The organism is Chromobacterium subtsugae, assembly GCF_001676875.1.
Taxonomy (GTDB): domain Bacteria; phylum Pseudomonadota; class Gammaproteobacteria; order Burkholderiales; family Chromobacteriaceae; genus Chromobacterium; species Chromobacterium subtsugae.
The window spans coordinates 18,325-40,590 of record NZ_JYKA01000022.1; the positions used below are offsets into that span (position 1 = coordinate 18,325).

The 22,266-nt window shown below is 65.7% G+C and carries 16 protein-coding genes; 7 read left to right on the plus strand and 9 right to left on the minus strand.

The genetic code is table 11. The annotated features are described in order from the left end of the window. Positions 1-12: 12 nt before the first annotated feature. From MY55_RS19410 to MY55_RS19425, 4 genes are read right to left on the minus strand one after another with little or no spacing between them, the layout of a single operon-like run. Positions 13-843: a ferritin-like domain-containing protein gene (locus MY55_RS19410; RefSeq protein ID WP_043573219.1), complete on the minus strand. Its 831-nt coding sequence runs from the start codon at positions 841-843 to the stop codon at positions 13-15. Positions 844-894: 51 nt separating this feature from the next. Beyond that, complete coding sequence (locus tag MY55_RS19415; RefSeq protein WP_052877998.1) at positions 895-4,770, minus strand: PAS domain-containing hybrid sensor histidine kinase/response regulator; 3,876 nt, start codon at positions 4,768-4,770, stop codon at positions 895-897. A gap of 1 nt (position 4,771) precedes the next feature. Next, positions 4,772-5,506, minus strand: coding sequence for a response regulator (locus MY55_RS19420; protein WP_172670402.1), 735 nt, complete (start codon positions 5,504-5,506; stop codon positions 4,772-4,774). A 10-nt stretch (positions 5,507-5,516) separates the two neighbouring features. Then, the gene (locus tag MY55_RS19425) at positions 5,517-6,731 is read right to left on the minus strand and encodes an EAL domain-containing response regulator (RefSeq protein WP_047237384.1); all 1,215 of its coding nucleotides are present in this window, start codon (positions 6,729-6,731) and stop codon (positions 5,517-5,519) included. Positions 6,732-7,038: 307 nt separating this feature from the next. Between MY55_RS19425 and fliW the strand changes: the two genes are divergently transcribed. Together fliW and MY55_RS19435 are read left to right on the plus strand one after the other, a co-directional pair. Next, positions 7,039-7,482 carry a flagellar assembly protein FliW gene (gene fliW, locus MY55_RS19430; RefSeq protein WP_043573224.1) on the plus strand — a complete coding sequence of 148 codons (444 nt, stop codon included), beginning with the start codon at positions 7,039-7,041 and terminating at the stop codon, positions 7,480-7,482. Beyond that, a complete protein-coding gene (locus tag MY55_RS19435) occupies positions 7,479-8,048 on the plus strand; it encodes a DNA-3-methyladenine glycosylase I (RefSeq protein ID WP_043573227.1) in 570 nt (189 codons plus the stop codon). The genes fliW and MY55_RS19435 overlap by 4 nt, the downstream gene beginning before the upstream one ends. 62 nt (positions 8,049-8,110) lie before the next feature. Here MY55_RS19435 and clpB read toward each other — a convergent pair whose 3' ends face one another. Together clpB and MY55_RS19445 are read right to left on the minus strand one after the other, a co-directional pair. Continuing rightward, positions 8,111-10,690, minus strand: coding sequence for an ATP-dependent chaperone ClpB (clpB, locus tag MY55_RS19440; RefSeq protein WP_043573229.1), 2,580 nt, complete (start codon positions 10,688-10,690; stop codon positions 8,111-8,113). Between the two features lie 117 nt (positions 10,691-10,807). Further along, on the minus strand, positions 10,808-12,838 hold the full coding sequence (locus MY55_RS19445; protein ID WP_160309811.1) for a methyl-accepting chemotaxis protein: 2,031 nt from the start codon (positions 12,836-12,838) through the stop codon (positions 10,808-10,810). 283 nt (positions 12,839-13,121) lie between these two features. On the opposite strand from MY55_RS19445, the gene mnmC reads away from it, so the two are divergent. Beyond that, complete coding sequence (mnmC, locus tag MY55_RS19450; RefSeq protein WP_047257885.1) at positions 13,122-15,125, plus strand: bifunctional tRNA (5-methylaminomethyl-2-thiouridine)(34)-methyltransferase MnmC2/FAD-dependent 5-carboxymethylaminomethyl-2-thiouridine(34) oxidoreductase MnmC1; 2,004 nt, start codon at positions 13,122-13,124, stop codon at positions 15,123-15,125. Between the two features lie 4 nt (positions 15,126-15,129). Here the strand turns inward: mnmC and MY55_RS19455 are convergent, their stop codons facing one another. Further along, positions 15,130-15,555 carry an acyl-CoA thioesterase gene (locus MY55_RS19455; protein WP_043577475.1) on the minus strand — a complete coding sequence of 142 codons (426 nt, stop codon included), beginning with the start codon at positions 15,553-15,555 and terminating at the stop codon, positions 15,130-15,132. 353 nt (positions 15,556-15,908) lie between these two features. Between MY55_RS19455 and crcB the strand changes: the two genes are divergently transcribed. The 3 genes from crcB to MY55_RS19470 all read left to right on the plus strand — a co-directional run bounded on the left by crcB (position 15,909) and on the right by MY55_RS19470 (position 18,360). After that, positions 15,909-16,322, plus strand: coding sequence for a fluoride efflux transporter CrcB (crcB, locus tag MY55_RS19460; RefSeq protein WP_425266123.1), 414 nt, complete (start codon positions 15,909-15,911; stop codon positions 16,320-16,322). A gap of 91 nt (positions 16,323-16,413) precedes the next feature. After that, positions 16,414-16,866, plus strand: a complete 453-nt coding sequence (locus MY55_RS19465; protein ID WP_157889391.1) for a hypothetical protein — start codon at positions 16,414-16,416, stop codon at positions 16,864-16,866. 72 nt (positions 16,867-16,938) lie between these two features. Further along, a complete protein-coding gene (locus MY55_RS19470; RefSeq protein WP_065202902.1) occupies positions 16,939-18,360 on the plus strand; it encodes a Dyp-type peroxidase in 1,422 nt (473 codons plus the stop codon). A gap of 67 nt (positions 18,361-18,427) precedes the next feature. On the opposite strand, the gene gltX is transcribed toward MY55_RS19470, so the two are convergent. Then, positions 18,428-19,816 carry a glutamate--tRNA ligase gene (gene gltX / locus MY55_RS19475; protein ID WP_208856065.1) on the minus strand — a complete coding sequence of 463 codons (1,389 nt, stop codon included), beginning with the start codon at positions 19,814-19,816 and terminating at the stop codon, positions 18,428-18,430. Positions 19,817-19,905: 89 nt separating this feature from the next. After that, entirely contained in the window at positions 19,906-20,529 is a 624-nt protein-coding gene (locus MY55_RS19480) for a LysE family translocator (protein ID WP_043577490.1), read from the minus strand. A 203-nt stretch (positions 20,530-20,732) separates the two neighbouring features. Between MY55_RS19480 and MY55_RS19485 the strand changes: the two genes are divergently transcribed. Next, positions 20,733-22,160, plus strand: coding sequence for an aminotransferase-like domain-containing protein (locus tag MY55_RS19485; RefSeq protein ID WP_043577491.1), 1,428 nt, complete (start codon positions 20,733-20,735; stop codon positions 22,158-22,160). Positions 22,161-22,266 lie beyond the last annotated feature (106 nt).

Consider the following 22,266-nt stretch of genomic DNA (forward strand, 5'->3'; position numbering starts at 1 on the left):
CTGTTCCGGGATTCAATTGTCGATGGCGGCGGAGCTGTCGTCCAGCGCGGCCAGCGCCTGTAATTCGTCGGCGAAGAAACCCGCCGCCTCGCGGGCGGCCAAATTGTACTGCCCGGGCCGATGCGGCATCGCGTACGCTTCCAACAGACCGCGGAAAGCGGCTTGCGGTTCCAGGCCGCGTTGCCGGCACAGCTCGCAGAACCAGCGGTTGCCGATCCGCACATGCCCCACTTCCTCGCGCAGGATGACGTCCAGCACCGCCACGCTGGCGTCGTCGCCGATGCGTGCCAGCCGGCGCTGGATGCCGGGGGTGACATCCAGGCCGCGCGCTTCCAGCACCCGCGGCACCAGCGCCATCCGCGCCAACGCGTCGTTATCGGTGCGGCGGCTCATCGCCCACAGGCCATCGTGGGCCGGGAAATCGCCATAGGCGAAACCCAGGTCCAGCAGCCGTCGCTGCAACAGCCGGAAATGCTTGGCTTCCTCCGCCGCCACCTGCAGCCAGTCGCCGACGAAATCGTCCGGCATTTCACGGAAACGCCAGGCGGCGTCCAGCGCCAGATTGACCGCGTTGAATTCGATGTGGGCGATGGCGTGCAGCAAAGCGGCGTGGCCGTGGGGCGTGGAGAGGCCGCGGCGCGGCACCTTGGCCGGGTGCACCAGTTCGGGCCGGGCGGGACGGCCGGCTTCCGGCAGGGAATACGGCGCGGGGGCGTCCAGCCGGGGCAGCGCGCCGGCGAGCCAGTCGCGGCGGGCGGCCTCCGCCAGCGCCAGCTTCTCTTCCACGTCCGGACAAAGCAGCGCCTGCTCCAGCGCAGGGTATAGCGATTGAGGGCGGTTCATGGCTGCGGATTCTAAAGCGCCGCGCCGTCCCAAGCCAAGCCCGGCGGCTTGTCACATGGCGATTTCCACCTGGCCGGCCAGCCAGCCTTCGAAGGCGGCCAGCTTTTCCTCGAACAGCGCCATCGCGCGGCGCGCCTGCTCCAGGTCATGCGCCTTGCCCGCCTTTTCCACCGCCTCGGCCGCCGCGCCCATCTCGTTGGCCCCGACCATGCGGCTGGCGCCCTTGATCCGATGCGCGGAAAAGCCCACCCGATCAGCGTCTTCCGCCTGCAGCGCGGCTCGCAGCTCGGCCACGTCCTCCAAATTGCCGGTCTGGAATTCGCGCAGAATCTCCAGCTCCACGCTCAATTCGCCATTGCTGTAAACCTCCAGCACGCTGCGGTCCACCGGCAAGGGATCCTGCGCCGGCTCGGGCGGCGGCGGCGGAGCCAGCTCCCGCGCCAGCGGCTCGATCTCTTCCTCGCCGCCATGGCCCATCCATTTGCGCAGCACCGCCTCCAGCGAGTGGATGGACAAAGGCTTGGTGAGGAAATCGTCCATGCCGGCCTCACGGGTCTTGTCCACCTCCTCCTTGGCCGCGTTGGCGGTGCAGGCGACGATGGGAATGCGTCCGCGTTCCGGATGGGACTCCTCGTGGGCGCGCACCAGTCTGGCCAACTGGTAGCCGTCTATGCCCGGCATATGGCAATCGGTCAGGATCAGCGAATACCGCCCGGCCAGCCACTTGCTGAACGCCCGGTCGCCGTCCTCGGCCCAGTCCGCCGGATAACCGAGCTTTTCCAGTTGCTTCAGCGTCAGTTTGCGATTGGTGGGGTTGTCCTCGGCGAACAAGATGGGGAACAGCTCCTCGCCCTCGTCCGCCAGGTTGCCGCCCGACAGCGCCGCCACCGACTCCAGCGGCACCCGCTGCTCTGGCAGCACCACCGGCTCCACCAGCTCGGCCAGCCACTCCACTTCCAGCAGCAAGCGGGCGCAGCTGCCCTTGCCCTGCTCGCTCTCCATTTCCACGTGGCCGCCCATCAGGCCGGCCAAGCGGCGGCAGATCGCCAGCCCCAAACCGGTGCCGCCGAAGCGCCGGGTGGTTTCCGAATCCGCCTGGGTGAACGGCTGGAACAGTTTGCCCAGCTGTTCCTGCGACATGCCGATGCCGGTATCGGCCACTTCGAAGCTCAGCACCTGGTAATTGGCCAGGGTGTCCATCACCTTCACGCGGATGTCCACCCGCCCGCGCGAGGTGAACTTGATGGCGTTGCTGATGAAGTTCTGCAGGATCTGCCGCACCCGCAGCGGGTCCAGCACCAGGGTGGGCGCCAGTTTTTCGTCCAGCGTCAGCGACAGGTCCAGGCCCTTCTTGCTGGCGTTCTCGTGGTACAGGCTGCGCACGCTTTCCATGAAGGGGCGCACCGCGGTGCGGGTGGGCACGATCTCCAGCCGGTCGGCCTCGATCTTGGAGAAATCCAGGATATCGTCGATCAGGCGCAACAGGGTGTTGGCCGAGTCCTGAATGGTGAGCACGGTATCGCTCTGCTCGGCGTCCAGCTTGGTCATCGCCAGCAATTCCAGCATGCCCAGCACGCCGTTCATCGGCGTGCGGATCTCATGGCTCATGGTGGCCAGGAAGGCGCTCTTGGCGCGGTTGGCCGCGTTGGCCTGGTCGCGCGCCATGCGCAGTTCGAATTCCGCCATCTTGCGTTCGGTGATGTCGAGGCAGGCCAGGATGATCACCGATTCGGACGCGTCCGGGAACAGCAACTGGCCTTCGAACAGCACCCAGATCGGCCGGCCGGTGCCGGTCAGGCATTCCAGTTCGCAATGGATGCGGGCATTGTCGTGCTGCATCTTCGACATTTGCTCGGCCAGCTCATACCAGCCATGCTCGGAAGCCAGCAGCTCCATCAGATGCATCCCGGACAGGCCGTACTCGTCGCCCACATCGAAGATGCTTTCCGCGGTGAGGTTGGCCCGGGTGATCTGGAAATGCTCGTTCAGCCGCAGCAGGCCGACCGGCGACGCCGAATAAACCGCCTCCTCCTCCTGCAGCACCGCCCGCAGCTGGGCTTCGGAGAGCTTGCGCCGGTCTTCTTCGGCGTAGAAACCGAGAATATTGGCGTAGGCGCCCAATAGCGGCAGGATGCTGATGCCCAGCTGCGACAAAGTGGGCCGCAGCAGGCAGACGCCAGCGGTGGCCTCGCCACCCAGCATCACCGGCAGCGATACCCAGGAAGGCTGCGCCGACAAGCTGCGGAACAGCGCCGCCAGCGGCATTTCCGCCTGCGACAGTTGCTGGATCAGCGGCAGGAACTCAGGCCACTCACCGGCTTGCAGCTGCAATGCCTCGTCGCCGCCGTCCTGGGCCGACCAGGCCACCAGCATGCACTCTTCGGAGCTGGTGAACTCGACGAAAGTGTCGTGCAGGCGCTGGAACACCGCATCCCGCGCCGAACGGGCTAGCAGCATCGCCTCGATTTCCGAAATCACCGACAGCAGCGCCACGCTGCGCTCCAGCGAGCTTTCCGCCAGCCTGCGCTTGTGCTCGTCGCGCACGATCAGGATATTCAGCGGCGGGTCAGATTCCCCGGAAAAACGGCTGATGTTGAGCATCGCATGGAAATGCTCGCCGCCGCTGCCCATGCCCTCCACCGGCAGCGTCCGTCCCACCTGCAGCTCCAGCGCCGCCATCACGCCGTGCATCTCGTCGTTCATCACGAACAATTGCCGCGCCGGCATGCCCACCAAGGCGGCGAGCGGGTAGCCGAACATCCGCCCCGCGCCCTCGTTGGCGATCTCTATCACTCCGTCCTGATTGACCACCAGCATCGCGTCGCCGGAGATGTCCAGCATGCGCTGCAGGAAATCCAGCGGCTTGAGCACCTTGCGCACCATCACGTACAGCAGGAACACCAGCAGCGCCATCGCCGCCAGGCCAAACGCCCCCTCGCGCAGCAGAATGTGCAGATAGTACTGGCGGTTTTCCGTGGCCAGCGCCTCCGCCCGCGCGGAAACCATCGCCTGCAACTGCTGCAACGCCGAGGTCAGCTGCCGCAGATTGAGCGGGTAGTCGGCGGCCTGGCTGAACTTCAGCCTGCCGTCCAACTGTTCCAGCTGCAGCTGCGCCAACAGCTGCAGCTTGCTGGCAAGACGGGTCAGCTGGATGAACTGCTGAGCCAGCCTGACATCCCGCACGCTGTCGACTCTGGGCTGGAGCTTGCCCAGCGTCAGCATGCCGGCCGCCAGCCGCCGCGCCAGATCCTCCTCCATCCTACGATCCAGCCGGTGGTCCAGCTCCGCGCGCAGCACCAGCGCCTGCGCATTGGAGCGCAGCCAGTAGTCCAGTATCCACACATCCTGCGTCAGCCAGGCCAAGTCGTTGATCCTGGCGTCGCCGCTGGCCGCCATCTGCACCACGGAGTCGTCCACCAGATGCTGCACCTGCTCCTGCACGTCGCGGGTCTGCTCGTACAGGCTGGTGGTCAGCGCCTCGTTCGGGCCGGAGCTCGACTGCCACACCGCCTTGGCCTGCACCCGCAGCTGTTGATACTGGCGGAATAGCTGCTGCAGCCGGGCGATCTTCTCGCTGGTCCGCGCTTCGTCGCGGCCATGCAGCGAAGTGACCATGGCGAGGAAGCGCTCGTCCACCAGCCGAGACAGCCGGTCCAAGGCTGCCAGGGTCGCGGCGTCCGGCTGCCGTCCCAGCAACAGCGCCCGCAGCTGGCCGCTTTCCTGATGCTGGATATCGGAGAAGCGATACAACAGGCTGCTGTCCTGATTCAGCTCCACCAGCCGGTCGGCCTGCCGGTATTCGCTCCAGGCCGTCACCTGCAGCTGGACCATCACGCCGGCCTGCAGAATGCCCAGCAGCAGCACAATGGCCAGCACGCTCCGGCCTATCGCCATCGCCTGGCTATGGCGCGCCTTGGGTTGCAGCATGCTAATGCCTTGCCGCGGAAGAGCTCGCCACCGCGTCCAGGCTTTCGGTGACGAAAATCTGCGCCACGCCGTAGCGCTCGCTGAAGTCTTTCAGCACCGCCAGCTGGTTGGCCGAAATGGTGGCGCCGCGCGGCAGCAGCAAATGGCCGGCCTTGCTGCGCAAGTCGCGCGTCAGATAGGAGCCCGGCTTGATCTTGTCCAGCGGCAGGCATTGCTCCGCCGGCTCTTCCTGATACACCGGCGCCCGGGTTTCGAACAGCTTGCCGAACACTTTGTTGTCGTAGTCGGTGCCGGTCGCGATGTTGTAGTAGCTGAATGGATCGATCTCCGGCCTGGGCCGGTGCATCGCGGCCTGGATCGCCTTCTCCACGTCGGCGGGCTTCGGCGGCTTCACCACGAAACCGTCGGCGTGCAGCTGGCTGGCCAGCACCACGTTGGAGCGGTCGGCGTGGCCGGACAGAAAGACGAAGGGCAGATTGGAGACGTTGGCGGTATGCCCGCAACGCAGCTCCTTCAGCAGATCCATGCCGTTCATCGGCAGCATCTGCACATCGCACAGCACGATGTCCACCATGCGGATATCCAGCAGCCGCATCGCCGTGGTGCCGTCGGCGGCCTGGAAGATATAGTCCGACTTGACCCCCATGTTCTGCAAGGCCTGGGATATCAGGGTCCTGACCAGCGTCTGGTCATCGACGATCATGATCCGCAACCGCGCCAGGTCGACCGAAATCATCGCGCATCCTTTACACTATGGTTCCGCTTGAGGCTGCCCGGTCGCCCTGGCAGTCCACGATGAGCCTGGCCAGATCCTGCTCCGCGACGACGCCGGCCAGCCCATCCCCCACTCCCTTGACGCACCCCATCGCCAGCGCCAGCTCCCTGCCCTCCTCGTCATCCACCCGGGTGGCGCAAACCGCGGTCTGCGACAAGCCGAAATGACGCAACAGACGAAAGGTGTGCGGATCTTCGCCCTGCAGGGTTTTCAGCCAGTGCAGGGTTTCCACCGGCACATTGACCTGGTCGAACGGAAACTTGAGCAGGTTGCCGATGGTCAGCGAGCCGATGCCGAACGCGTCCGCCGTCAGATGAAACCCCAGGTACTTGATCTTGGCGATGTTCTCGAAGCACAGCGCGTCGGAGCGCCGGCTCAAGCCGTCCGCCAGCTCGAAGCTCACCCGGCGCGGCGCGACGCCGTATTGCTGCACCAGGGTGAAACAGTGGTCGAACACGTTGTCGGCGCACAGGCACGCCTCGTCGATGCGGATGTGCATCTGGCACTCGTCCTGGCCCGACGCCAGCGAAATGCCCTGCAATAGCTTGGCCATCCGCTCCACTATCGTTTCCAGGGCCACCGCCGACGCCATGCGCCGGCCCGCCAGCAGCGGCAGCAGATGATCGATGCCGCAGCGCCTCTCGCCCAACGCCAGCGCGCGCAGCGAAAAGCTGACCGGGCGGCGGTCGGCCAGCGTCACCACGGGAACGAACTCCAGCGCGAAGCGGTCGTCGCAGATATCGGCCAGCAGCGGCTCGATATCCAGTTGCGCCGGCGCCTCGGCGCGCTCCATTTCATTGAAAATGCCGTTCAACATGGCGACGAATGCCTCGGCCGAATACGGCTTGGCCAGGAAGCGGGTGCAGGAGATGCCCAGATTGGCCGACATGTCGGCGATGGTCTGCAGGGTTTTGCCGTCATAGCCGGAGATGATCAGCAAGGCGGACTGGTAGCCCAGCCTGGCCACATTCTTGATGAAATCGATGCCGTTCATGCCCGGCATGCCGATATCGGTGATGACCAGCTGGTAGCCGCCTTCGGCGATGCTGCGCAGCGCCTCGGCCGGGTCGCTGAATTCGTCTATCTCCACCGCGAAACGGCTGAAGAAGCTGGCCTGGCGCGAGATCAGCTTCCGCAATACCAGCTGATCGTCCAGAATCAAAAAACGCTTCGGTTTCAGCTCCATGCTAGACCGCCCCTTCCCAGGCATGGCAGAACCGGCCTTGCAGCACAGCTCGCCGGAAATGCCGCCTTACCGAAATTAAGCGCTGCGGAAAACCATCTGGGCGCGCCGGCTTCCCCACCGAGGGCCGGCTCCAAAACTAAGACATTCGCGTAAGACCAGACAGCGTAATACCATGTATAGGCTGACAAATTTGGCAGTACAAGACGGCCTTGCCGGCCGGCCGCGCGCTCGCGGCGCCGGTTTATGCCATGCGCCGCCGCTGCGGTATCATGGTCGGCCGCGACACCCATTCCGCAAGGAGAACCCCATGCGTTTCGATTCCGGCCAGCTTGGCAACGTAGAGGTGGACGAACAGACCATCCTCACCTTTCCCCACGGCATTCCGGCCCTGGAGAACTGCACGCGCTTCAAATTGTTCCACGACGCCGCCCACAAAACGCCGCAGGTCTATTGGCTGCAGTCGCTGGACGACCCGGGCATCACTTTCAGCCTGGCGCTGCCCGAGCGGCTGGGCGTCCGCTTCCAGGTGGAGCTCACCGACGACGAAGTGGCGCAGCTGCAACTGCGCGGCCCGGAGGACGCCGCCATCCTGCTGATGCTGTACCGCCCGCTGGAAACCGAGCGCGATTCCCACCCGGCGCTGGGCCAGCTGCAGGCCAACCTCTGCAATCCGCTGGTGGTCAGCCTGTCGTCCCAGCGCGGCATCCAGAAAACCGGCCTCAAGATCGACATCCTGCTGCATACGCCATGAACGAGACCCAACGCTGCGCCTGGTGCGGCGACGATGCGCTGTACGTCGCCTACCACGACCAGGAATGGGGCCGGCCCGAGCGCGACGACCGCAAATTGTTCGAAATGCTGATTCTGGAAGGCGCGCAGGCCGGGCTGTCCTGGATCACCATCTTGCGGAAGCGCGAAGGCTATCGCGCCGCCTTCCACGGCTTCCACCCGGAAAAGGTGGCGGCGATGGACGAGGACGACGTCGAACGGCTGATGCAGAATCCCGGCATCGTGCGCAACCGGCTGAAAATCCGCAGCGCCATCCGCAACGCCAAAGTGTTCCTGCAAATGCAGCGGGAACACGGCAGCTTCGCCGACTGGCTGTGGGGGCACGTGGACGGCCAGCCGATTCTGCGCCGCCGCGACGACGAACGGGTGCCGGCCAGCACCGAGCTGTCGGACCATATCAGCAAGGAGTTGAAGAAAGCCGGGATGAATTTCGTCGGCAGCACGGTAGTCTATGCCTACCTGCAGGCCTGCGGCGTGGTCAACGACCACCTGGCCGGCTGCTTCCTGCACCCGCACGGCGACGCCTGAGCGCCCGCCCATGAAAAACGGCCGCTGCGAACAGCGGCCGTTTTCGCGCGCAGCGGCGACGGTCAGTCGAAAACCAGCTGGCCGTTTTTCGCCTCCACCAGCACCGTGGACTTGGGCGGGTACTTGCCGGCCAGAATCGCCTTGGCCAGCGGATTTTCCAGTTCGGCCTGGATAGCCCGTTTCAGCGGACGCGCGCCGTAAACCGGGTCGAAACCGGCCTCGGACAGCAGCGCCAGCGCCTCGCCGCTGATCTGCAGGTTCAGGTCCAGTTTGGCCAGCCGCGCCTCCAGGCCCTTCAGCTGGATGCGGGCGATGGACTGGATGTGCTTCTCGTCCAGGCCGTGGAACACCACCACCTCGTCGATGCGGTTGATGAATTCCGGGCGGAACTGGGTCTTCACCTCGGCCATCACGGCGAGCTTGATCACCTGGTAATCGTCGGTGGCCATCGCCTGGATCTGCTGGCTGCCGATATTGGACGTCATCACGATCACCGTGTTCTTGAAGTCCACGGTGCGGCCCTGGCCATCGGTCAACCGGCCGTCGTCCAGCACTTGCAGCAGCACGTTGAACACGTCCGGATGCGCCTTCTCCACCTCGTCCAGCAGGATCACGCTGTACGGCTTGCGGCGCACCTGCTCGGTCAGGTAGCCGCCCTCCTCGTAGCCGACGTAGCCCGGAGGCGCGCCGATCAGCCGGGCGACGGAATGCTTCTCCATGTACTCGGACATGTCGATGCGGATCAGGTGCTCCTCGCTGTCGAACAGGAAGCCGGCCAGCGTTTTGCACAGCTCGGTCTTGCCGACGCCGGTCGGTCCCAGGAACAGGAATGATCCATACGGCTTGTTCGGGTCGGCCAGACCCGAGCGCGAGCGGCGGATGGCGTCGGCCACCGCGGTCACCGCCTCGTCCTGCCCCACCACGCGCCGATGCAGCACGTCTTCCATGTGCAACAGCTTCTCGCGCTCGCCGGTCAGCATCTTGGACACCGGAATGCCGGTGGCGCGGCTGATCACCTCGGCGATTTCCTCGGCGCCCACCTGGGTGCGCAGCAGACGGTTGGGCTTGGCCTCGCCCTGCTCGCCGGCGGCCTCGGCCTCCTTCAAGCGCGCTTCCAGTTGCGGCAACTTGCCGTATTGCAACTCGGCCAGTTTCTGCCAGTCGCCCTTGCGCTTGAGGTCTTCCATATTCGCCTTCAGGCGGTCGATTTCCTCCTTGATGCTCTGCGAGCCTTGCTGGGCGGCTTTTTCCGCCTTCCAGATCTCTTCCAGGTCGGCGTATTCGCGCGATAGGCCGCTTATCTCGTCCTCGATCAGCTGCAGACGCTTTTGCGAAGCCTCGTCGCTCTCGCGCTTCACCGCCTCGCGCTCGATCTTCAGCTGGATCAGGCGGCGGTCGAGCTTGTCCATCGCTTCCGGCTTAGAATCCAGCTCCATCTTGATCTTGGATGCGGCCTCGTCGATCAGGTCTATCGCCTTGTCCGGCAGGAAGCGGTCGGTGATGTAGCGCTGGCTCAATTCCGCGGCGGCGACGATGGCCGGGTCGGTGATGTCGACGCCGTGGTGGATTTCATACTTTTCCTGCAGGCCGCGCAGGATGGCGATGGTGTCCTCGACCGATGGCTCGCCCACCAACACCTTCTGGAAGCGGCGCTCCAGCGCGGCGTCCTTCTCGATGTACTTGCGGTATTCGTCCAGCGTGGTGGCGCCGATGCAATGCAGTTCGCCGCGCGCCAAAGCCGGTTTCAGCATATTGCCGGCGTCCATCGCGCCTTCGGCCTTGCCGGCGCCCACCAGCGTGTGGATTTCGTCGATGAAGATCAGGGTCTGGCCGTCGTCTTTGGCCAGATCGTTCAGCACCGCCTTCAGTCGTTCTTCGAATTCGCCGCGGAACTTGGCGCCGGCGATCAAGGCCGCCAGGTCCAGCACCAACAGGCGCTTGTTCTTCAGGCTTTCCGGCACTTCGCCGTTGACGATGCGCTGCGCCAGGCCTTCGACGATGGCGGTTTTGCCCACGCCCGGCTCTCCGATCAGCACCGGATTGTTCTTGGTGCGGCGTTGCAGCACCTGGATGGCGCGGCGGATTTCGTCGTCGCGGCCTATCACCGGGTCGAGCTTGCCCTGGCGGGCGCGCTCGGTCAGGTCCATCGTATATTTCTTCAAGGCTTCGCGCTGGCCCTCGGCGTCGGCGCTGTTGACGTTCTCGCCGCCGCGTACCGCGTCTATCGCCGCCTGGATCGACGCGTGGTTGCCGCCGTGCTCTTTCAGCAGGCGGCCGGTCTCGCCCTTGTCCTGGCTCAGCGCGGACAGGAACAGCTCGCTGGCGATGAATTCGTCGCCCAGCTTCATCGCGATCTTGTCGGCGGCGTTGAGCAGATTGGCCAGATCGCGCGACACGGTGATCTCGCCGCCATGGCCCTGCACCCGCGGTAGCCGTTCGATGGCAGACTTCAGGCCGGCCTTCAGCGCCGGCACGTTGACGCCGGCGCGCGCCAGCAGGCCGCCGACGCCGGCTTCGGCGTCGTCCAGCATCGCCAGCAGCAGATGCTGCGGCTCGATATAGGCGTTGTCGCCCGCTACGGCCAGGCTTTGGGCGTCGCCCAGCGCCTGTTGGAATTTGGTGGTCAGCTTGTCGAATCGCATGATTTGCGGCTCCCGTGAAAACTGTCGATGACTTCCATCTTGGGGAGCCTGCCGGCCATTTCAAGGGCGCCGCCGCGCCGGCGTTTGACCGCGCGCAAACCCGGCGGCTGCCGGGAATCAAGCGCGGAACACCCGCACTTCCTGCTTCAGCGAGTCGGCCAGCTGCGCCATTTCGCCGGCGGTTTGCGCCGAACGCTCGGCTTCCTGATTGTGGGTTTCGGCCAACCGGGCCACCTGCGCCACCTGTTCCGCGATGTTTTCCACGGTCTGCCGCTGCGACGCCAGCTCCTGGTTGATGGCGGACACCACCGCCATCGAACGTTCGGCGTCGGCGACGATGGACCCCATCGCCTCCCGCGCCCTGGCGGTGATGGCCGCCCCTTCAGACGCGCAGCTCACCGACTGGCGCATCGCCTGCGCCGCCAGCGTCGCCGCCTGCTGCATCGCGGCGATCATTTCGCCTATCTGCCGGGTGGACTGGCTGGTGCGCTCGGCCAGCTTGCGCACTTCGTCCGCCACCACCGCGAAGCCGCGGCCCATCTCGCCGGCGCGCGCCGCCTCTATCGCCGCGTTCAAGGCCAATAGATTGGTCTGGTCGGCGATGTCGTGGATCACGTTGACGATGTCGCTGATCTGGCCGGCGTTGCTCTCCAGCGCCAGCAGGCTGTCGGCGGCGTTGTCCAGCGTCGCGGCGATGCGATTGACCTCGTCCACCGCCGCCGCCAGGCTGGCGCTGCCGTTCTGCGCCGCTTCGCTGGACGCCTGCGCCACCTCGCTGGCCTCGCCCGCCACCCTTTCGATCTGCTCCACCCCGGCGATCAGCAGCTCGGTGTGCTGCGACATCTGCCGGGCGCTGTCGCGCTGCTCGCCCGACGAAGCCGCCGCCGCGCCGGCCTTGTGCGACAGATCCTGCGCCGCCCGGTCCAGGTCCAGCGCGTGATGGCTGGTGCGGTTGAGCGCCAGCTGGAAGCTGTCCAGCAGGCCGTTCAACGCATTGGCCATTTCGCCCATCTCGCCGCCCCGCCCCGTCGGCAGGCGGCGCTGCAGATCATGGTTGTCCTGAATGGACGCCACCTCGGCCACCAGTTGGCGCACCGGACGCGTCACCAGGATGCGGGTCGCGCCCCACAACGCCAGCGCCAGCACCGCCAGCAGCACGCCGCAGCCGGCGGCCAGCCAGGCGATCAGCATGCGGTTTTCGCGCTGCAGCTCGGACTCGGTTTCGTCGCTGACCAGCAGCCAGTTCCACGGCGCGAAGCTGGCGTAGGACAGCATGTGCGCGGCGGCGCCCTTGTCGCCGGGCAGGCGCACCGACAGATTGCCGCTGCCGCCCTTGAGCAGTTCGCGCAGATAGGGCTTGCCGTCGGCGTCCAGCGATTTGTCCACCGAACGGCCGTTCAGCCGCGGATGCAGCAGATAGCGGCCGAAACTGGCCGAAGCCGGATTGACATCGATCACGTCGATGTGGCCGCTATCCTCCAGCTTCACCTTGCCCAGCCGCACCAGCAGGCTGGCGATACCCTCGGTGGCGCCGACGCCGACGAAGGTGGCGCCTATCACCTTGCCGTCGCCGTCCTTGATCGGGCTGTAGCTGGTGACGTAATCCTTGCCGTACAGATTGGCCAGGCCGATGTAGCCGTCGCCGGCGGCCAGCTTGGCGTAAGCCGGCGCGGCGCGCTCCAGCCGGCTGCCCAGCGCGCGGTTGCCGTTTTCCATCAGCAGCGTGGTGGACACGCGCACGAAGTCGTCTCCGTCGCGGACGAAGATGGACGCGACATTGCCGCTGACCGCGGAAAAGTGGTCGACCATCCGGTTATTGCCGTTGACCGGCTCGCCGCCCATCAACAACGCCGGCGTCGCCGCGCCGGCCACATTGATCTTCTCTGCCGGATTCAGGCTGAAACCGCTCCTGAACTCGGCGAAGAACACTTTCTCGAATTGCCGGGTGGACAGGCGCAACGATTCGTTGAAACCGTCCACCATGTTCAGCGACTGCGCCAGCAGCTGGGCCTGCACTTTCTGGGTGCGCTCCAGCATCAAGCGCTGGCTGAACACATACAAGGGATACAGGATCGCGCCGGCCACCAGCGCCATCAGCACTACCTGGGTCAATACCAGCCGACTGCCTATGCTGCTCGCTCGCCTCATCTTCCACGCCTCCGCCCTGCAGAACCTTCCATGGCCGCCCATCCGCCGACGCCCCCTTCCTCATCTTATTACAAGCCAGGCGCTCGGCAGCGCCGGTCTCGACACCCATGGCAGCGCGATGAGTTCATTGGCATTTAAATGCGCAAAATACATTCCCAAGCATTAGATAACGACAAGCGGCGGCGTTTGCGCGCCATCCATCTGGAACGGCTGTATTGGCCGTGCGACAATCCAGGCTGACAGAACAGAATCCGCCAGCCCGCCGGCCGCGGGCCCAGCCGCAATGACAAGCCCAAGCACCCCACGCATTTCCACGCCTGCCCAGCTAGACTGGCAGGATGGCCAACCTACGTCCATCGCCTTCGGCGACGTGTATTTTTCCCGCGACGCCGGCCTCGACGAAACCCGCCACGTTTTCCTCCAGCACAACCAGCTGGCCGAGCGCTTCGCCGCCCTGCCGCAGCGCGGGCAATTCACCATCGCCGAAACCGGCTTCGGCACCGGCCTGAATTTCCTCTGCGCCTGGCAATGCTTTGAGCAGCACGCGCCCGCCGACGCCCGGCTGCATTTCGTCAGCGCCGAGAAATACCCGCTGACCCCGCAGGACCTGTCCCGCGCGCTGGCGCTGTGGCCGGAGCTGGCGGCGCAGTCCAACCAGCTGCTGCGCCAATACGACATGCTGACGCCGGGCTGGCACCGCCTGCTGCTGGCCGGCGGCCGCGTCAGCCTGACGCTGATGGTGGGGGACGTGCTGGACGTGCTGCCGCAGCTGGACGCCCGCGTCGACGCCTGGTTCCTCGACGGCTTCGCGCCGTCGAAAAATCCCGACATGTGGCAGCAGCCGCTGTTCGACCAGATGGCCCGTCTGTCCGCCCCTGGCGCCACTTTCGCCACCTTCACCAGCGCCGGCGCCGTGCGCCGCGGCCTGACCGCGGCCGGCTTCCAGGTGGAAAAAGCCCCCGGCCACGGCCAGAAACGCCATATCAGCCGCGGCTGGCTGCAAACCGCCGCCGCGATGCCCTGGCAAGCCCCCTGGTTCGCCCGCCCGCCGCAGCGCTGGCGCGAACGCAGCGCCATCGTGGTGGGCGGCGGCGTCGCCGGCGCGTCCACCGCGCACAGCCTGGCCGTGCGCGGCTGGCAGGTGACGCTGATCGAACGGATGCCCCGGCTTGCCAGCGCCGCCTCCGGCAACCCGCAGGGCGTGCTGTACACCAAGCTGTCGCCGCACCTGACGCCGCTGTCGCGCCTGGTGCTGTCCGGCTACGCGTACAGCCTGCGGACCCTGCGCGAACTGCTGCCGGAGGATGGCGAAAACTGGCGCGCCTGCGGCGTGCTGCAGCTGGCGCATGAAGCGAAGGAAGGGGAAAAACAGCAGGCGCTGGCGGAACTGGGGCTGCCGGAAGCGGTGATGCGCAAGCTGGACCGCGAGCAGGCCAGCGAGCTGGCTGGCGTGGCGCTGCCCTCAGGCGGGCTGTTCTTCCCGCAGGGCGGCTGGGTGCATCCGCCGGCCCTGGTGGCGCGGCTGGCCGACCACCCCAATATCGCCGTGCGCACCAGCCATACCGTGCTGGAGCTGGAGTATGACCAGAACGAGCGCCATTGGCTGGCCAGCGACGAAAGCGGCCCGCTGGCCCTGGCCTCGGTGGTGGTGCTGGCGGGCGCGGCGGAAACCGCCCAGTTCGACGCCACCAGCCATCTGCCCTTGAAAAAGATACGCGGCCAGGTCACCAGCATCGCCGCGACGCCGGACAGCGAGCGGCTGGCCACCGTGCTGTGCGGCGAAGGCTATATCTCGCCGGCGCGCGGCGGCCGCCATTGCCTGGGCGCCACCTTCAAGTTCGACAGCGACGACCTGGCGGTAAACGACGCCGAACATGCGGAAAACCTGCAGATGCTGGCCGAGCTGGCGCCGCAATTGCATGACGGCCTGACCAGCGGCGGCCGCGGCGCGCTGGATGGCCGCGCCGCCTTCCGCTGCACCAGCCCGGACTACCTGCCGCTGATCGGCCCGGCCGTCGCCCGCCGCGACTTCGCGCAATGCTACGCCGAACTCGCCCGGGATGCGTCCTTGCAGCCGCAGCAACCTTGCCCATGGGTGGAAGGCCTGTACGTCAACACCGCGCACGGCTCGCGCGGGCTGATCACCGCGCCGCTGTCGGGCGAGATCCTGGCGGCGCTGCTGGAAGACGAACCGACGCCGCTGCCGGCCCACCTGATGCAGGCCATCCATCCCAGCCGCTTCCTGCTGCGCGACCTGATCCGCCGCAAGCTGGATCCGGCCGCGTGACGAATCACGCCGCCGGCAGCGCGCGCTGGATGGCTTCGCGGATGGGGTCGGGAATGGCGACCGACTTTTCCGCCTTGTAATCGACCCATACCAGCAGCACCTCGGCGCTGGCGTAAACCGTGCCGGGGTCGTCCTGCCGGTAGAAGTGGTGGCGCAGCTTCAGGCTGCTGTTCCCCAGTTTTTCCAGTTCGATGGTGATGTCCAGCGTCGCCGGGTAGGTCAGTTGCTTGCGGAAGGTGCAGGCGGTATTGGCCAGCACCGGCCCGATGCCTTCCGGGTCGATGCCGTAGCCCAGCGAATTCAGCCACTCTATCCGCACCTGCTCCAGATAGCGGAAATAGTAGGTGTTGTTCAGATGGCCGACGGCGTCCATATCGCCCCAGCGCATGCTGATGGTGCGCTTGTCTATTACCGGATAATGCGTAGTCAAAATCTGGTCCTTTGCTCCCCGATGATCTCCGGATAATAACGGCAAATTGCCTGACGCGTCTGCCTCTGGGCATTCCAGGCGATTGTTTTGCGGAAGTGTTAATTCCAGCCGGATTTCATTACACCCCGTCACATAAGCGCTCAACAATCATGCTACAGCGCCGCCGGCCCTGCCGGGATAATCACCTCGTCAGTTCGCGAAACCCAAGGGATGAGCGGACCGGACGCGATCGGATTGCGTCGTCAACGGCGCGCAGTCTGGTCACCTGAGCGAAGGTGCAATTGGGAGCCCCCTGTGGGGCTCTTTTTTTTCGCCCGGCCGCTCCCTGTACGAAAGCTGCCGCGCCATGCAGAATGGCTGGCATCGCCACTCCCGCCCTCGTCACCATGTGGAAATCGATATTCGCCATCGCCGCCGGCGCCGCCATCGGCGCGCTGCTGCGCTGGTTTCTCGGCCTGCGGCTGAACAGCCTGTTCCCCTCCCTGCCGCTGGGCACGCTGGCCGCCAACCTGATAGGCGGCTACATCATCGGCCTGGCGGTGGCGCTGTTCGCCGACATGCCCAGCCTGCCGCCGATGTGGCGGCTGCTGATCATCACCGGCTTCTGCGGCGGCCTGACCACCTTTTCCACTTTTTCCGCCGAAGTGGTGGAACTGCTGCGCCAGGGGCAACTGGTTCCCGCCTTCACCGCCATCGCCGCGCATGTCAGCGGCTCCCTGCTGATGACCATGGCCGGCATCGCCAGCTGGCAGCTGCTGCGGCGCTGACCGCAGCCGGCGCTACGTATTCAACACAATTACCAACCGGCTGTCCGCTTCCTATGTTTCAACCTCCGATAGTTGCGTTTAGGAGAGAAACATGGCCAGTCCCCTTACCCTGCTGATGCCGGTGGCGCCCGACGCGGACCTGACCGCCCTGGCCGCCACCGTGAAGGAAAACCAGCCGCTGCTGCACGCGGCGCTGACCAAGATCGGCACCGTCCACTACGCCCGCACCCAGTTGCTGGACCGCGCCGCGCCCAATCTCCAGCCCGGCATCAAGCCCAGCAAAAGCTACGTGCTGGCGGTGATCACCGAATACGACGGCAGCTTCGACAGCTACATCCAGGACTTCGTCAAGGAAGTCGGCCCCATCTTCGACGCCTTGCTGCGCTTCATCGACGGCGCCTCCGGCCTGATTCCGGTCGCCAGCCACGTCGCCGCGTTCAAGGCCTTCATCGCCGCCAACGACGCCTCGCAGCACGCCCCCAACAATGACATGTACCAGGCCTACACCGCCACCGTGCAGCAGGTGCTGGCCTCGCTGCCCTGAACATTGCCCGGACCAAGCGGCCCACCCGCGCCAGCGGCGGCCGCCCGCATCCCGCCCCCTAGGAGCTGCCGCATGACCCCAGCCATTGCCTACGACGACGTGCAGGGCACCATTCTGCGCGGCTACCGGGTGGAACGCGCCCGCCACTTCATCCTGCGCATCGACGACAAAGCCCGCGCGGCGGCGCTGATACTCAAGCTGGTGGACGGCGAACTGGGGTTGCCCCCCATCACCACCGCCCAACGCGGCGCGCAAAAACCCATCCACTTCCTCAATCTCAGCTTCACCTGCGCCGGCCTGGCGCGGCTGGGACTGAGCGATGCGCAGCTGCAAACCTTCGACGCGTCTTTCCGCCAGGGCGCGACCGATCCCGGCATCGCCGCCAGCATCGGCGACACTGGCGACAGCGCGCCGCAGCACTGGATAGGCGGCCTGGATCAGGGCGCCCAAGTCCATGCGCTGCTCAGCCTATGGGTGGATGGGTCTGCAGAACAGCTGGAGTCGGCCAGCGCCAAGCTATGCTGCGCCTTCGCCGATTACGGCGTGAAGAAATTGTCGGCGCAAGACGCCGTGGCACTGCCGGATAACAAAGTGCACTTCGGCTATCGCGACAGCATCGCTCAGCCCACCATCATCGGCGCGCCGCCGCGCAAGCGCGACATCCCGGACGATCAACCGCCGGTGGCCACCGGCGAATTCCTGCTGGGTTATCCCAACGAAAGCGGCGGCAGCTACACGCTGGAGCCGAAAGAACTGTCGCTCAACAGCAGCTTCGCCGCCTTCCGCATCCTGGAGCAGGATGTGGAAGGCTTCGAAAGCTTTCTGCAAACCTACGCTCCCCGCCTGGGAGTCGATGCCGAAACGCTGGCGGCGAAAGTCTGCGGCCGCTGGCGCAACGGCAACCCGCTGACCTTGCGTCCCGACGCGGCCGGCGAGGTCTTGCCGCCCTCGCAGCTGAACGACTTCCATTACGTCGACGCCACGCTGGACAAGGACGATACGCTGGGCCTGAAGTGCCCGATAGGCTCGCACATCCGCCGCAGCAATCCGCGCGACGGCGCGGTGGTGGGCGCCGGCAGCCCGCTGCACCGCATCGTGCGCCGCGCCATGCCATACGGCCCGGAATACGACCCGGCCAAGCCGGACGCGCAAAAGCGCGGCCTGATCGGCTATTTCATCAATGCCAGCATCGCCAACCAGTTCGAGTTCGTCACCAGCCAGTGGGTGCTGCGCTCCGACTTCGTCAAATCGGCCACCGGACCGGGCGGGCCGGAACAAGGCAACGCGGTGTTCAACATCAGCGGGGAGGACGTGTTCATCGGCGTCAACCCGGTCGACCAAAGCTCCTTCACCGATGCCCAGGCCGGCCCCAAGGGGCAGAACAACAAACGGATCACCGGCTTTCCCCGGCTGATCCACACCCGCGGCAGCGCCTATTGCTTCTTCCCCAGCATCAGTGGCCTGCGCTACCTGGCGAAACTGGCGGCCGGCTGACAAACGCGAAAACCCCCGCGGCCCATGCGGGCGGCGGGGGTGGTTTCCTGCCGTGCGGCGGAAAGGGTCAGCCGCGCAGGCGGCGCAGCACCTCGTCCTTGCCGATCAAGGCCAGCACCGCGTCCACCGACGGGGTCTGGGTGGTGCCGCATACCAGCACGCGCAGCGGCATGCCCAGCTGGCCCATCTTGATGCCTTCGTCGGCGCAGAACGGTTTGAACAGCTCATGGATGGATTCGGCGCTCCAGGCTTCCAGAGCAGCCAGTCGGTCGACGAAGCGGCCCATGCGCGCTACAGCGTCTCCGGCCAGATGCTTCTCCACATCGGCGGCGACCGGTTCGCGCTTTTTGTAGAAGTAATCGACTTCCAGCGCCAGCGCGTTCAGGTCCTGCACCCGCTCCTTCACCAGCGCCAGCACGTCGCCGATGGCCGGGCCATGGGTGGTATCGACGCCGGCTTTCGCCAGGCGCGGCGCGATCAGCTCGGCCAGGCGGCCGTTGTCGGCGGCCTTGATGTGCTGCGCGTTCAGCCACATGAATTTTTCCTGGTTGAAGCGGCTGGCGGACGGGCTCACCGCCTCCAGCGTGAACCATTCGACGAACTGCTCCATGCTGAAGAATTCGTCGTCGCCATGGCCCCAGCCCAGGCGCGCCAGGTAGTTCAGCAGCGCTTCCGGCAGGATGCCCTTGTCGGCGTAGTCCACCACGCTGACCGCGTCGCGGCGCTTGGACATCTTCTGGCCGTCTTCATTCAGGATCATCGGCAGGTGGCCGTACACTGGCAGCGGCGCGTTCAGCGCCTTGAGAATATTGATCTGGCGCGGGGTGTTGTTGACGTGGTCGTCGCCGCGGATCACGTGGGTGATCTGCATGTCCCAGTCGTCCACCACCACGCAGAAGTTATAGGTGGGGCTGCCGTCGGGACGGGCGATGATCAGGTCGTCCAGCTCTTCATTGGAGATTTCGATGCGGCCCTTGACCGCGTCGTCCCAGGCCACCACGCCAGCGAGCGGCGTCTTGAAGCGCACCACCGGCTGCACGCCCTCCGGGATGGCCGGCAGCGTTTTGCCGGCTTCCGGGCGCCAGCGGCGGTCGTAGCGCGGCTTGTCGCCGCGGGCTTCCTGCTCGGCGCGCATCGCTTCCAGCTCTTCCTTGCTGCAATAGCAGTGGTAGGCGTGGCCGGAGGCCAGCAGCTGCTGGATCACTTCCTTGTAGCGGTCGAAGCGATGGGTCTGGTAGAACGGGCCTTCATCGTAGTCCAGGCCCACCCAGTGCATGCCGTCCAGAATCGCCTTCACCGACTCCGGCGTGGAGCGCTCCAGATCGGTGTCTTCGATGCGCAGCACGAACACGCCGTTGTTTTTGCGGGCATAGGCCCAGGAGAACAGCGCGGTGCGCACGCCGCCGATGTGCAGGTAACCGGTGGGGCTGGGGGCGAAACGGGTACGGATCATGATGGGTTGGACTCTGAGAAAAACACACAAGGGCGCCATTGTACGCCGCCAACAAAAAAGCCCGCAAACTTGCGGGCTTCTTTTTGGCCGGCTCAGACCATATTGGGCAAGGCCCCGCTCGGCATCATCTGCGCCAGCAGCCAGAAGGCGGTCAGCGCCAGCATCGCGGCCATGCTGAAGTTGAACGCGCGCAGCCGCGGCGGGGAATCGAGGAAACGTCGGATGGCCACGCCGGAGCCGGCCCACACCGCGATGCACGGCAGGCTGGTGAAAAAGGTGATCAGCGCGAACAGCGCGGCGGCGTGCCACGGATTCATGTGCGCCGGCAGGAACACCATCACCAGGTTGAAGCCCATCAGCCACACCTTGGGATTGAGCCAGTTGAACAGGATGCCGCCCCAGAAGCCCATCGGCCGGACGCCGGCGTCGGCGCTCTTGGCCGCCCCCGCGCGCGCCATGCTCCACGACAGCCACAGCAGGTAGCCGCAGCCGGCGATCGCCAGATACAGCTGCAGCGACTCCATCAGCGACATCAGCGCGCCCAAACCGACAGAGAGGATGCCTACCTGCAGCGACAGGCCCAGCGCCATGCCCAGCAGCGACGGCAGCGTGCGCGAAAAACCGAAATTGACCCCCGACGACGCCAGCACCAGATTATTGGGGCCGGGGGTGATGGACATCACCAGCAGATAGGTGACCAGTGCAAGCAGATTCATGACGACTCCTAGACCGCAGCCGGCGCGCCGCCGGCACTCTCGGGGCGCGCCCCGACTCAAGGCCGTCATCTTAAGCTTTTGCCCTGGACAATTACAGATTCAGAAAAATACAATTGAGACCATAACAGTTTTGCAGTTGCAAAACTGTTATGGTTAATTTCGTTCGAAACTGTACCGTCCGTCCCCGTCCGGAGCCTTCCAACATGAGCAGCGAACCGCTTTACCAGCAACTGGTCAACGAATGGACCACCCTGATCCAGACCGGCACCATCCGCCCGGGCGAGCGGCTGCCTTCGGTGCGCAAGGCCTGCGCGATGCACAAGGTCAGCCCGTCCACCATTCTGCAGACCTACCGCACGCTGGAAGACCGCGGCCTGATCGAGGCGCGGCCGCAGTCGGGCTTCTACGTCAAATCCGCCGCCAGCCTGCCCTTGCCGCGGATGCGCCGCCAGAGCGCCGCCCATCACACCGGCGAGGTGGTAGACCAGATCGAGGCCGTGATGGGCGCGCAAAACCAGGCCGACTTCATCGACCTGTCGCTGGCCAGCCCGCGCGGCAGCGACTTCTACCCTACCACCCGCTTCAAGCACATCATGGGGAGGCTGCTGCGCCAGCACCCGGAACTGACCACCGACTACCCGTTCCCGCCCGGCTCGGAACGGCTGCGGCGGCAGATCGCCCAGCGCGCCGTCAGTTGGGGCTGCGTGCTGGCCGCCGACGAGCTGGTGATCAGCAACGGCTGCACCGAGGCGCTGCAGCTGGCATTGCGCGCCACCTGCAAGCCAGGCGACACCGTGGGCGTGGAGTCCCCCACCTATTTCGCGCTGCTGCCCATGCTGAAGGACTTGGGGCTGAGCGTGATCGAAATCCCCACCCACCCCACCAGCGGGCTGGCGCTGGACGCGCTGGAACTGCTGCTGTCGGAAAAACGGCTCAACGCCGTGGTGGCCATGCCCACCGTGCACAACCCGCTGGGCAGCACCATGCCGCCGGAAGCCAAGCAGCGGCTGGCGCAACTGGTCAACGACTACCAGGTGCCGCTGATCGAGGACGTGCCGCACGCCGACCTGTTTTACGGCGCCGCGACGCCAAACGCGGTGAAAGCCTACGACCGCGACGGCTGGGTGCTGCTATGCGCCAGCTACAGCAAGACGCTGGCGCCGGGTTTCCGCATCGGCTGGATCGCCCCCGGCCGCTTCCTCAGCGAAGTGCGGCGGCTGAAGTTTTCCAGCAGCCTGGGCCAGCCGGCGCTATTGGAGGAAACGCTGGCCGAATACCTGGAAAGCGGCGGCTACGACCACCACCTGCGGCTGATCCGCCGCCACTTCAACAGCCAGATGGAAAAGCTGCGCGGCGCGGTGGCCCAGCACTTCCCCGCCGGCACCCGCGCCACGCTGCCCTCTGGCGGCTGCCTGCTGTGGGTGGAGCTGCCCAGCCACGCCGACACCATGCAGCTGTTCCAGGCCGCGCTGGCCGAACGCATCACCGTGGTGCCCGGCGCGATGTACTCGGCCAAGGGCCGCTATCGCAACTGCCTGCGGCTGTCCTGCTGCTATCCGTGGAACGAGGCCTACCAGCGCGCGCTGGCGCGGGTCGGAGAACTGGCAGCCGATCTGGCGGATAGGGACTGAAATATAACGGATAGTTATATTTTGAAGCATCGTTAGCACCTTGCGATTGAGCAGGCCAGGCATTAAGGTAGGCGATCATGACAAGCGCTTGACCCGATGACCCGCC

Excerpts from the sequence above, each read along its gene's own strand:
- MY55_RS19485 (WP_043577491.1), top strand. The coding sequence starts at position 20,733 with ATGAGCAGCGAACCGCTTTACCAGCAACTGGTCAACGAATGGACCACC.
- MY55_RS19420 (WP_172670402.1), bottom strand. The coding sequence starts at position 5,506 with ATGATTTCGGTCGACCTGGCGCGGTTGCGGATCATGATCGTCGATGAC.
- MY55_RS19480 (WP_043577490.1), bottom strand. The coding sequence starts at position 20,529 with ATGAATCTGCTTGCACTGGTCACCTATCTGCTGGTGATGTCCATCACC.
- MY55_RS19425 (WP_047237384.1), bottom strand. The coding sequence starts at position 6,731 with ATGGAGCTGAAACCGAAGCGTTTTTTGATTCTGGACGATCAGCTGGTA.
- mnmC (WP_047257885.1), top strand. The coding sequence starts at position 13,122 with ATGACAAGCCCAAGCACCCCACGCATTTCCACGCCTGCCCAGCTAGAC.
- clpB (WP_043573229.1), bottom strand. The coding sequence starts at position 10,690 with ATGCGATTCGACAAGCTGACCACCAAATTCCAACAGGCGCTGGGCGAC.
- MY55_RS19410 (WP_043573219.1), bottom strand. The coding sequence starts at position 843 with ATGAACCGCCCTCAATCGCTATACCCTGCGCTGGAGCAGGCGCTGCTT.
- MY55_RS19435 (WP_043573227.1), top strand. The coding sequence starts at position 7,479 with ATGAACGAGACCCAACGCTGCGCCTGGTGCGGCGACGATGCGCTGTAC.
- crcB (WP_425266123.1), top strand. The coding sequence starts at position 15,909 with ATGGCTGGCATCGCCACTCCCGCCCTCGTCACCATGTGGAAATCGATA.
- MY55_RS19445 (WP_160309811.1), bottom strand. The coding sequence starts at position 12,838 with ATGAGGCGAGCGAGCAGCATAGGCAGTCGGCTGGTATTGACCCAGGTA.
- MY55_RS19470 (WP_065202902.1), top strand. The coding sequence starts at position 16,939 with ATGACCCCAGCCATTGCCTACGACGACGTGCAGGGCACCATTCTGCGC.
- fliW (WP_043573224.1), top strand. The coding sequence starts at position 7,039 with ATGCGTTTCGATTCCGGCCAGCTTGGCAACGTAGAGGTGGACGAACAG.
- MY55_RS19465 (WP_157889391.1), top strand. The coding sequence starts at position 16,414 with ATGGCCAGTCCCCTTACCCTGCTGATGCCGGTGGCGCCCGACGCGGAC.
- MY55_RS19415 (WP_052877998.1), bottom strand. The coding sequence starts at position 4,770 with ATGCTGCAACCCAAGGCGCGCCATAGCCAGGCGATGGCGATAGGCCGG.